Raw genomic sequence first — 10,362 nt, 5'->3', positions numbered from 1 at the left:
AAATAAAAGGGTTAATTATTGTTGTTTTTATTTGGAAATTACTCCAAGCTCTATAAATTCAAAAGGGTACTTAAAACTCTTTTGTTTCCTCGTGCCTATATACTTATACTATACAATCCATTCTACACACACTTGGAAAGAGCGACTAGCCTATGATATATAGATTCATATATATATATATACATATGGATAGATAGATAGATAGAGATATATTCATGGAAGGGAAGGAGAAGAACAGCAAGGATAACGAGGATCCTTCAGGTAAGTCATTTGGGAAAATATGCAGCAAGGTGGCCAAGAAACAGCGCACCAAGTTCTATATACTGCGCCGCTGCATTGCGATGCCCGTTTGCTGGCATGAACGCAGCTGAAAAATATTTGCTTTTTTTTTTTATATTAAATTTAGGGATCAAATCATCTGGTAATTTGGTGATTTTCATCTGTAGAATAGGATCTGTGTGAGCTGAGCTTTCAATAATGTTAATTAATCGAATCGGATGATATTATTCATCATATAGATTTCATATGTTTTCTCTTTAGTTTGTTTGTTTAAAGCTCTTTCCTTTTTACTTCCTGTTAAGTAGCTGTTCCGGCTGCCCGGGGTACATGCCTGGCCAGACGATGGCGGCGCCTTCCTCAACCTCGGCCTTACCCACACGAGGCATCCCGAGACGGGCCAGCGCAACCTGGGCATGTACCGGCTGCAACGCCACGACGCCCGGACGGTCGGGATGCACTGGCAGATCCACAAGGACTCCAACGCCCACCACGCCGTGGCCGAGCGCCGTGGCGAGAAGCTGCCGGTCGCCATCGCGTTCGGCTGTGACCCGGCGGTGACCTACGCGGCGTCCGCGCCGCTGCCGGCGGAGATCGACGAGTACCTGTTCGCCGGGTTCCTGCGCGGCGAGCGGGTCGAGATGGTCGACTGCCTGACGGTTCCGCTGCGGGTGCCCGCAAACGCCCAGATCGTGCTGGAGGGCTGGCTGGAGCCCGGCCAACGGCGTCCAGAGGGGCCGTTCGGTGACCATACGGGCTTCTACACGCCGGTCGAGCCGTTCCCCGCGCTTCGGGTCGACGCCATGACCATGCAGCGTGACCCGGTCTTCCAGACGATCGTCGTGGGTCGCCCACCGCAGGAGGACGGCCCACTCGGCAAGGCGACAGAACGGATCTTTTTGCCGTTGATCCGGATGATGATCCCGGAGATAGTCGACTACGACCTCCCGGTCGAGGGCGTCTTCCACAACTGCGCCATCGTCTCGATCGACAAGCGCTACCCCAAGCACGCGCAGAAGGTCATGCACGCCGTCTGGGGCGCCGGGCTGTTGTCGCTGTCCAAGCTCGTCGTCGTCGTCGATGCCGATTGTGACGTCCACGACTACTCCGAGGTGGCCTGGCGGGCGTTCGGCAACGTCGACTACGCCCATGACCTCCTGACCACGATCGGCCCGGTCGACCACCTCGACCATGCTTCCTACGAACAGTTCTTCGGTGGGAAGATCGGCGTGGACGCCACCCGCAAGCTCCCGGCCGAGGGATACCGTCGCGAGGGCGGCTGGCCCGCGGAGGCCGTGATGGATCAGGCAACCAGGGAGCTGGTCGCCCGTCGCTGGAAAGAGTACGGACTGTAGAAAAGCCTGCGAAAAAGAGTACGGACTGGTAGGAGTGCCCGGCAGGAGAAACGCCCGGTAGCAGGGAAGCGATGGGTCCCCGGCGCGCGGCGAGGCGGATGGAGTTGATCGCTGGTGAGTGAAGCGGCAGTTGCCCCGGAGATGCCGGGGCCGGGGCCGGCTCCGGCACCCGACGGTCCCGTTCGCGCCTTCCTGCGGGTGGTGGTGATCGAACATTCGGTGTTCGCCCTGCCGTTCGCCTATGTCGCCGCGCTCACCGCGTCCTTCGACATCTCCCGCTCGGTGCACTGGCTGGACATCGGTCTGGTGACCATCGCGATGGTCGCGGCCCGCACCTTCGCGATGGCCACCAACCGGATCATTGATCGCAAGATCGACGGACGCAACCCGCGGACGGCCGGACGTGAGCTGGTCACCGGCGTCGTCTCGGTGCGCACCGCCGCGGTCGGCGCGGCCATCGCGCTGGCGGTCTTCTGTGCCGCGGCCGCCGCGCTGTCCTGGCTCTGTCTGGCGCTCGCGCCGCTCGCGGTCATCCCGCTGGTCGTCTATTCCTATTCCAAGCGGTTCACCAACTTCCCACACGTCGTTCTCGCCCTGGCCCAGGCGGTCGCGCCCATCGGCGCCTGGATAGCCATCACCGACCACTGGTCGTGGGCAGGATTCGTCCTCGGGGCCGCGGTCGGCGCCTGGATCGCCGGCTTCGACCTGATCTACTCCTGTCAGGATGCCGAGATCGACCGCGGCATCGGCGTGGGGTCGGTGCCGGCTCGGTTCGGCGTTCAGGCCGCGCTGACGGCATCGATCGTCACCCATGTGGTGACGTTCGCCTTCTTCGTCGTGTTCGGGCTGATGGAGAACTTCGGCGTCTGGTGGTGGGCCGGCCTCGCGGTGACCGCCGCCGCGTTCTGTTACGAGCACGCGATCGTCTCCGCGGACGACCTGTCGCGCGTGAACCGGGCCTTCCTCACCGCGAACGGTTTCGTCGGCATCGCCCTGTTCACCTTCGCCACCATCGACCTCGCCGGGCGCGGCCTGGCCTGGTGACCGGTGTAACGGGCCCGGTGAGCGGCGTGGGACGGGCCGCGGCCGGCCCGGACGCCGGCGAGCCGCGGCGACCATGGGTGGTGGGCGTCAGCGGTGCGAGCGGAACGCCATACGCGGCGTCGGTGCTGCGTGGCCTGCTGACCGCTGGTCTGCCGATCGATCTGATCGTCTCCCGGGCCGCCCGCCTCACGCTGCTCGACGAGACGGGCCTGGCCTGGCGGGACAACGCCTGGCCGCAGGCGTTGGCGAGCTGGCTCGGCGTCGGCACGGCCGCCGCCGTGTCACGGGCGGCGGAGACGGGCTGGCTTCGGCACTGGTCGCCGGGTGACCTGGCGGCCGGCCCGAGCAGCGGCTCCTACCTGACGCGAGGGATGATCGTCGTTCCGGCGAGCACCGCGGCGGTGGCCGGGATAGCCCTGGGCCTGTCCAAGGACCTGCTGCAACGAGTCGCCGACGTCACGTTGAAGGAACGCCGCACGCTGGTCGTCGTCCCCCGGGAGATGCCGTTCACCCGCTCGACGCTGCTGCACATGCTGTCGCTGCACGAGGCGGGCGCGGTGGTGGCGGCGGCGAGCCCCGGCTTCTACGCGGGCGCGACCGACGCGCAGGCGCTCGTGGACTTCGTCGCCGGCAAGGTCCTGGACGTGGCCGGCGTACCCAACACCCTCCTGCGCCGCTGGACGGGTGAGCTCGGCGCCGCCCGCCGCCCGTCCTCATGACCGGGCATCCGACGGTGTCCACCGCCCGAGCCGTACCGTGAACTCGCGGCATCCGTAGTTGATGTCAGGCTGGGGATTGAGGCAGGTATGGCGCGCAACAACACGAGGAAAAGCCCCGCGGCGGCACCGGCGTCCAAGGGTCGGGCGGCGCGCGCGGGCGGCCGGCCGTCGTCAGCACCGTCAGCACCGTCAGCACCGTCAGCACCGGATCTCCGGGTACAGCTGCCGTACTTCGCCGCCCGGATCGCGGCGCTGATCGTGGTGCTGGCCGTCCTGCTCGGCCTGGACGTCAGCCCGGTCCTGGCGTTGCTGTCCGCTTTGGTGATCACGGGCGTGCTGACCTACCCGGTGGGCCGGATGCAGCGCCGTGCCGCCGAACGCGCCGCCGGGCGCCCGGCCGGCAGGCGCGGCACCAGCGTGGCGGGCCGAGATGTCAGCGAGCGGTGATGCCGAGGCCGATGGCCGCTGATCGGCATTTTTCCCTAGCAAGATCGGCGGATGTTTGTCGTTGGGTACGCCGATCAGGCCGAAAACCGTACCCAACGACAAACACGCGCTGATCATGAAAAGGGCGCCGGCCGCGGGCACGCTGGAGGTTCTGGGCGGTGCCTTGGACGAAGACTGGACGAGGCCGCCGGACAGGCCGGCCTCAGGCCAGTCGCGGGAGCGCGCGGGGCTACCCTCATAGTTATGGACGCCGGGTTCAAGCGTGAGATCGAAGCGAAGGTCGGCGGCGGCGAGCGGCTCAGCCGCGCCGACGGCGAGGCCCTCTACGCCTGCGACGAGCTGGCCTGGCTGGGGGAGCTGGCGCATTCCGTCCGGGTGCGCAAAAACGGCGACGCGACGTACTTCAACGTCAACCGGCATCTGAACCTCACCAACGTGTGCGCGGCGTCCTGCGCGTACTGCTCGTTCCAGCGCAAGCCCGGCGAGGCCGAGGCGTACACGATGCGTATCGAGGAGGCCGTGCGGCTGGCCCGGGAGATGGAGCCCGCCGGCATCACCGAGCTGCACATCGTCAACGGCCTGCATCCGACCCTGCCGTGGCGTTACTACCCGCGTTCACTGCGCGAGCTGTCCAAAGCGCTGCCGGGGGTGGCGCTCAAGGCGTTCACCGCCACCGAGATCCACTGGTTCGAGAAGATCAGCGGCCTGCCCGCGGACGAGATCCTCGACGAGCTGATCGACGCCGGTCTGGAGTCGCTGACCGGGGGCGGCGCGGAGATCTTCGACTGGGAGGTCCGCCAGCACATCGTGGGCCACGAGACCCACTGGGAGGACTGGTCGCGCATCCACCGGATCGCCCACGCCAAGGGCCTGCGGACGCCGTGCACCATGCTTTACGGCCATATCGAGCAGCCCCGCCACCGGGTCGACCACGTCCTGCGGCTGCGCGAGCTCCAGGACGCCACCGGAGGGTTCGTGGTGTTCATCCCGCTGCGCTTTCAGCACGACGCGGCTGGCGATCCCCGCAACCGGCTCATGAACCAGCCGATGGCGACCGGCGCTGAGGCGCTGAAGACGTTCGCGGTGTCCCGGCTGCTGTTTGACAATATCGATCACATCAAGTGTTTCTGGGTGATGCACGGCCTGACCACGGCCCAGCTCGCGCTGAACTTCGGCGTGGACGACCTGGATGGGTCGGTCGTTGAATACAAGATCACCCACGACGCGGACGGTTTCGGGACGCCCACCACGATGACCCGTGACGACCTGCTCACCGTGATCAGGGATGCCGGTTTCCGGCCGGTGGAGCGCAACACCCGCTACCGGGTGATCCGGGAGTTCGATGGCCCCGACCCGGCCCGTCGGGATCTTCCCCAGCCGATCGGCGCATAGGCTCCCGCGACATGCAGACCAGCCGACCGGACACCTCGGATGCCCCGGATGCGCGGGCGCCGCGGCCGGGTGCGCCCGCGCATCCCGCCAAGCCGAAGGGATCGGCCGGTATCGGCTCGATCTTCATACTGGCTTTCCTGGTGATTCTTGTGCCAGGCGTGACTGCCTACGCCCTGCTGCGGCTCGCCGGTCTGGCGATCGGCCCGGCCGGGCTGCTCGGCCTGTTGGTGATGTTCATCTGTCTCGGCCTGTATCCCTCCTTGCTGCAACGCCTTGGCTGGGTACGCAGGCGCACCCGTCGCCCGAGATGACATGAGCCGGCCCAGGGCACGGCCGGGACGAGGAGGGCGGACATCGTGGATTTTCGAAGCCGGGCACCTGGTGATGCGGGGCGGTCGCTGCCCGGGTGGCCGTCGCGGCCGCCATCCGCGGCGCCGCCGACGCCACCATCCCGCTCGGGTCTGCTGGCCATCAACGCCCGTTACTTCATGCTGCGAGCGCTGATTTTCGGTGTGGTGCTTGCGGTGGTGCTGCTGCTGGGCGTGAACGGGTTCCTGGCCTTCGCCGTGGCCTTTGTGCTGAGCGGGCTCGTGAGCTATCCGGTGGCGCTCCGCCAGCGTCGCGCGGTGTTCGGCGCCTTGGCGCAACGACGCGGCTGGCTGCGTTGACCGGCGGGCCGGGGCCGGCTCGCCCACGGGTCGGGCACATCCAGTTTCTCAACTGCCTGCCGCTCTACTGGGGGCTGGTGCACTCCGGTGCGCTGCTGGATGTCGAGCTGACCAAGGACACTCCGGACCGGCTCAACGAGGCGTTGGTGAGCGGCGATCTCGATATCGGCCCGATCAGTCTTGTCGAGTATCTGCGGCACGCTGACGATCTTGTTGTGCTGCCCGACATCGCGGTCGGTTCGGACGGCCCCGTCCTGTCGGTTGCGCTGGTCAGCGCCGTCCCACGGGAGCGGATCCGGTCGGTCGCGCTCGGTTCCACGTCGCGGACCGGCGTGCTGCTTGCGCAGATCCTGCTGGAGGACCAGCTGGGGCTGGCCCCGGCCTACGCCAGCATGCCGCCGGACCTGCCGCTCATGCTCCGCGAGGCTGACGCGGCCGTACTGATCGGGGATGTGGCGCTCCGCGCCGTCCACGACGCTGAGCGGGCCGGAAGCACGCATCCGCTTCATGTAGTTGATCTCGGAGCGGCCTGGCGGGACTGGTCGGGACTGCCGATGGTGTTCGCGCTCTGGGCGGTCCGGCGTGACTTCGCGCTGGCCCATCCGGGCGTGGTCAAGGAGGTGCACAGCGCCTTCCGCGGCAGCCTTGACCTCGCGCTCCGCCAGCTCGGCACCGTCGCCAGGCATGCGGCGCGCTGGGAGGCGCTCGACGCGGCCACCCTGACGCGCTACTTCACGGCCCTGGACTTCTCCCTGGGCGAGCGTCAGCTGAAGGGCCTGATGGCGTTCGCCGGCCAGGCCGCGGCGCGCGGCGTCGTCCCAGCACGGACGGGCATCGTGTTCGCCGACGTGTAGAACGGGCCGGCCATCACACGGGCGGTCGAAATGCCCGGGAGAAATCGACCGGCGGGCGGGCGCTGTGTGCCCTGGCTGTCGCGAGCCGCGGGCCATTCCAATCGGGTGTGGGAACGCCAGCGGCATTCGCCTTGCCAGCGCCGGCTGTCGTTCGGTAATCCGCCGCGGCAATCATGCTGGCGAATTCGTCCGGTGTGGGGAAAGCGGGGCAGGCATGGTCGGTGCGGGTGCCGTGGACCGCCGCGTCGATCAGGTTGTTCACCACGAGTATCCAGGCACGCAGCCCCTCATGCCCGGTCAGCTCGGCGAAGACGGCGGCCTCCAGACAGCAGGTGCCGGCCTTCTCGAACTCGTTGCTGTCCAACAGGGCTATCGCCTGTAGTCCCGCGAGATGCCCCGCAATCATGAAGAGGCGGAACTGCTGATGGGGAAGCATGCGGGTCCGCAGGAGAACGTCGGCAAAACGCTGCTGGCCCCGCACGCGAACGGTGATATCGGCGGGGGAGAGCTGTTGTGCGGACGCGATCAGTTCCGTCGCCCGCCGGTCGAGGGCGTCCAGCTTTCGATCGCAGGCCTGGTAGTCGAGCAGGTCGCGTATCCTGCGGCGGGATTCGATCTCCGGGCTTGAATCGCTGTGCGTTCTTTCGGTGCGGGCTTCGATCGCGGCCAGCCGTAGCGCAACGAGAGCGCCGTCCGCCGCCAGGGCCGCGTCGACGGCGGCCAGGACCGGCCGAGCCGGGATACCGCGGCTGGGCTGCTCCAATTGGTCGATGTACCGTCGGCTATAACCAGTGATCCTTGCGAGATCCGCCCGGGAGAGCTCCCGTTCCTCACGTATGCGACGGATCATCCATGGCAGAAGATCCTCCGCGCTGGCTGTGTCGTCACAGCCTCGGTTCCGTCGCAGCATCCGCGCCTGCTTCCTTCTTCCGGGCGGACCGGGCGGCAGGGGCTTGCCTGGCCGGCCCGATCCGTGTCACGTTTTCTGTGTCGGAGGGGTCTACAAAGAGTGATTGATAAAAATCGTGTCACCTTTTGTGACCATGCTACTCCAACGTGCACTAACCCTGGCCAAAGTCTGAAGATTTTTTACTTATCGTCGTATATTTATTACTTAAGAGCGCCTGGCGATAGGGCTGTGGACCAAGGAGCGGGGCTGGGGTGCGCGCATCGCGTGAGGCGGCGCGGGGAGCCACCGGAGGCGGTGGGTGGCGACCGGCGCCGGGGCACCCGTGCGCCGCGCGGGGATGGCTGGGCAGCGATGGCGCGAGGTGCGTGCCCTGGCCCCGCGGCGCGCGTCCCCTGCCGCTGGTCGCTCTTGCCGCCCAGATGCGCGAAAAAGGCTATGACCTGCACACCTTTTGGTTGACGATGATCATTAGAGGTGGGAAGTTGCCGACAGTTGTTGTCGTTGTTACTTCCGGCGCATCAAAGGCAATCCACGGATAACCATTTCACATTGCCGCGTCACTGGCGTCACTGGACTCGTTGCGGATTACGTGCGCATCGCGGCCGTATGGCCCGCCCGCCAGAGCGCCGGGCACGGGGGCTAGCTCGGGAAACCACCCCGAATGACGATGGGCGGGTGGTGCTGGCGTGGCGTAGAACGTCGGATATGGACGGGGAACCGGAGCCGCAGGCCGCCGTTCGTGTCGTGGTGGCGGACGACGCGGATGGTGTGCGCGACCTCGTGTGTCTCCTGCTGGAGATGGAGCCTGACTTCGTGGTCGTCGGCCAGGCAAGGGATGGGGCCGAAGCCGTTGAGGTCGTTTCGCGGACCGGCCCGGACCTCGTGCTGCTCGATGTGTGCATGCCCGTCCTGGACGGCCTCGCGGCGTTGCCCGCGGTACGTCGCGCCGCGCCGGGCGCCCGTGTCGTCATCTTCACGGGTTTCTCCGAGCAGGCTCTCGGCGAGCGGGCGTTGGCGCTCGGCGCGCATGCTCTGATCGAGAAAGGCCTTGCCGCCGACAGCCTGCTCGATCATCTTCGGGACGTGTGCGGCCGTGCCTCGACCCGGGTCGCCGCGGGCGGCTCGACCCGGAACTGAGCCTCAGCGGCTCTGGGCAGCTCTGGGCACGGCTGCTCAGCTGTCGAAAATAGCATAATTCGGGTATTTGTCGGTCACTTTTTGTGAGCGTTTGGTTGTTTTTTGTCAGTTCTGTGCGCGATCACCAACCTGTGGGCGCCCAGTGTGGAACCATAGGGCCGTGACCGTGCGCCCGGGGCTTCGTCTGACTGGCTCAGGCATAACCGGCCTCGGTCCAGACGTCCGTCCAGCGGGTCCTGCGCTGGTCGACTTCCCGCTGGTGGATTCTGCTCTGGTCGCGCGCCTGCACATCGACCTGCTCAGGGTCGCAAGCGCCGCCTGTCCGCGTCACAGCTGACCTTCCCGCGCGCCGGCGCTCTCGGCGCACCCCGCACCCGGCTGCGAGAGACTCGATGACAACCCCCGCACGCTCCCGTCCCACCCGCCCGCTCCGTCCGAAGGGGCAGGGCCAGTGGGCCCTCGGCCACCTTGAGCCCCTCAACCCCAACGAACGGATGAAGAAGGACCAGGACGGCCTCGCCGTTCGGGACCGGATCCTCAACCATTACCCATACACCGGGTTCGCCGGGATCGACCCGCAGGACCTGCGGGGCCGATTTCGCTGGTGGGGGCTGTACACCCAGCGCAAGGAGGGAATCGACGGCGGTAAGACGGCCATCCTTGAGCCTGAGGAGCTCGACGCGCCCTTCTTCATGCAGCGGATCCGCCTTGACGGTGGCCGGCTGACCAGCGATCAGCTTCGTGTCATCGCGGGGATCTCCACCCGGTTCGGCCGGGACGTCGCGGACGTCACCGACCGCCAGAACATCCAGCTGCACTGGATTCGCATCGAGGACGTTCCCGCGATCTGGGCGGCGCTCGAAGGCGCGGGGATGACAACGGCCGAGGCGTGCGGCGACACCCCCCGGGTCATCCTGGGGTGCCCACTGGCCGGGGTTGACGGCGATGAGATCATCGATGCCACCACGGCGATCGAGGAGACCGTCCGGCGTTACGTCGGTGACACATCCCTGAGCAACCTGCCGCGCAAGTTCAAGAGCGCCATCTCCGGCTGCGCCGACCAGTGCACCCTGCACGAGATCAACGACATCGCGTTCGTCGGGGCCGTGCATCCGGAGTTCGGTGCCGGTTACGATCTTTGGGTCGGGGGCGGGCTGTCGACCAATCCCAAGCTCGGGGTCAGGCTCGGCACCTTTGTCGCCGCTGACCGCGTCGCCGAGGTCTGGTACGCGGTGGCGAGCCTGTTCCGGGACTACGGCTACCGGCGGATGCGCACCCGGGCACGGCTGAAGTTCCTGGTCGCGGACATGGGGCCCGAATGGGTCCGGACGACGCTGGAGAAGGAGTACCTGACCGCGCCGCTGCCGGACGGCCCGCCACCGCCGCCGCCGCGTAATGAGGGCCGCGATCACATCGGTATCCACCAGCAGAGCGACGGCCGTCTCGCGGTCGGCTTCGCGCCCCGTGCCGGACGGCTGAGCGGCACCACGCTCACCGCGGTCGCGGACCTCGCCGACCGTTTCGCCGCGGGTCGCATCCGCGCGACGACCACACAGAAAC

At 66.5% G+C, this 10,362-nt stretch carries 12 protein-coding genes and 1 pseudogene; 11 read left to right on the top strand and 2 right to left on the bottom strand.

Annotation, left to right across the window (positions count from 1 at the left end):
* Positions 1–266 precede the first annotated feature (266 nt).
* Entirely contained in the window at positions 267–440 is a 174-nt protein-coding gene (locus MJ783_RS18600) for a hypothetical protein (RefSeq protein WP_239312023.1), read from the bottom strand.
* Positions 441–593: 153 nt separating this feature from the next.
* Here MJ783_RS18600 and MJ783_RS18595 point away from each other — a divergent pair.
* The 8 genes and pseudogenes from MJ783_RS18595 to MJ783_RS18560 all read left to right on the top strand — a co-directional run.
* Positions 594–1,631: pseudogene (locus tag MJ783_RS18595) on the top strand (menaquinone biosynthesis decarboxylase); the annotation flags it as partial.
* A gap of 114 nt (positions 1,632–1,745) precedes the next feature.
* The gene (gene mqnP / locus MJ783_RS18590) at positions 1,746–2,675 is read left to right on the top strand and encodes a menaquinone biosynthesis prenyltransferase MqnP (protein ID WP_305039511.1); all 930 of its coding nucleotides are present in this window, start codon (positions 1,746–1,748) and stop codon (positions 2,673–2,675) included.
* Complete coding sequence (locus MJ783_RS18585; RefSeq protein WP_370651696.1) at positions 2,672–3,394, top strand: UbiX family flavin prenyltransferase; 723 nt, start codon at positions 2,672–2,674, stop codon at positions 3,392–3,394. The genes mqnP and MJ783_RS18585 overlap by 4 nt, the downstream gene beginning before the upstream one ends.
* An 87-nt stretch (positions 3,395–3,481) precedes the next feature.
* Positions 3,482–3,841 carry a hypothetical protein gene (locus MJ783_RS18580; protein WP_239312021.1) on the top strand — a complete coding sequence of 120 codons (360 nt, stop codon included), beginning with the start codon at positions 3,482–3,484 and terminating at the stop codon, positions 3,839–3,841.
* 243 nt (positions 3,842–4,084) lie between these two features.
* Positions 4,085–5,233, top strand: a complete 1,149-nt coding sequence (gene mqnE / locus MJ783_RS18575) for an aminofutalosine synthase MqnE (RefSeq protein ID WP_239312019.1) — start codon at positions 4,085–4,087, stop codon at positions 5,231–5,233.
* Positions 5,234–5,244: 11 nt separating this feature from the next.
* Positions 5,245–5,544 carry a hypothetical protein gene (locus tag MJ783_RS18570; RefSeq protein ID WP_239312016.1) on the top strand — a complete coding sequence of 100 codons (300 nt, stop codon included), beginning with the start codon at positions 5,245–5,247 and terminating at the stop codon, positions 5,542–5,544.
* Positions 5,545–5,589: 45 nt separating this feature from the next.
* Positions 5,590–5,901, top strand: coding sequence for a hypothetical protein (locus MJ783_RS18565; protein WP_370651695.1), 312 nt, complete (start codon positions 5,590–5,592; stop codon positions 5,899–5,901).
* Positions 5,898–6,755 (top strand): menaquinone biosynthetic enzyme MqnA/MqnD family protein, encoded by an 858-nt coding sequence (locus MJ783_RS18560; RefSeq protein WP_239312015.1) that lies wholly within the window; start codon positions 5,898–5,900, stop codon positions 6,753–6,755. Before MJ783_RS18565 ends, MJ783_RS18560 begins: the two co-directional genes overlap by 4 nt.
* Before the next feature lie 13 nt (positions 6,756–6,768).
* Here the strand turns inward: MJ783_RS18560 and MJ783_RS18555 are convergent, their stop codons facing one another.
* Positions 6,769–7,605, bottom strand: a complete 837-nt coding sequence (locus tag MJ783_RS18555) for a helix-turn-helix transcriptional regulator (protein WP_308194814.1) — start codon at positions 7,603–7,605, stop codon at positions 6,769–6,771.
* Positions 7,606–8,370: 765 nt separating this feature from the next.
* Between MJ783_RS18555 and MJ783_RS18550 the strand changes: the two genes are divergently transcribed.
* From MJ783_RS18550 to MJ783_RS18545, 3 genes are all read left to right on the top strand, one after another.
* A complete protein-coding gene (locus MJ783_RS18550; protein WP_239312013.1) occupies positions 8,371–8,802 on the top strand; it encodes a response regulator transcription factor in 432 nt (143 codons plus the stop codon).
* A 142-nt stretch (positions 8,803–8,944) separates the two neighbouring features.
* Positions 8,945–9,139 (top strand): putative leader peptide, encoded by a 195-nt coding sequence (locus MJ783_RS23745; RefSeq protein ID WP_370651694.1) that lies wholly within the window; start codon positions 8,945–8,947, stop codon positions 9,137–9,139.
* Positions 9,140–9,194: 55 nt separating this feature from the next.
* Positions 9,195–10,362 (top strand): nitrite/sulfite reductase (locus MJ783_RS18545; protein WP_239312011.1); only part of this gene is annotated, 1,168 nt, incomplete at its 3' end.

The sequence above is a fragment of the Protofrankia sp. Cj3 genome (assembly GCF_917627355.1).
Lineage (GTDB): Bacteria > Actinomycetota > Actinomycetes > Frankiales > Frankiaceae > Protofrankia.
Note: the sequence above shows the minus strand (reverse complement) of the source record. Positions and strands in the feature narration are given on the sequence as shown.

Bases quoted from the DNA above. Each gene is read 5' to 3' on its own strand.
- MJ783_RS18550 (WP_239312013.1), top strand. From the start codon at position 8,371: ATGGACGGGGAACCGGAGCCGCAGGCCGCCGTTCGTGTCGTGGTGGCG.
- MJ783_RS18580 (WP_239312021.1), top strand. From the start codon at position 3,482: ATGGCGCGCAACAACACGAGGAAAAGCCCCGCGGCGGCACCGGCGTCC.
- mqnE (WP_239312019.1), top strand. From the start codon at position 4,085: ATGGACGCCGGGTTCAAGCGTGAGATCGAAGCGAAGGTCGGCGGCGGC.
- MJ783_RS18570 (WP_239312016.1), top strand. From the start codon at position 5,245: ATGCAGACCAGCCGACCGGACACCTCGGATGCCCCGGATGCGCGGGCG.
- MJ783_RS18600 (WP_239312023.1), bottom strand. From the start codon at position 440: ATGAAAATCACCAAATTACCAGATGATTTGATCCCTAAATTTAATATA.
- MJ783_RS18555 (WP_308194814.1), bottom strand. From the start codon at position 7,605: ATGATCCGTCGCATACGTGAGGAACGGGAGCTCTCCCGGGCGGATCTC.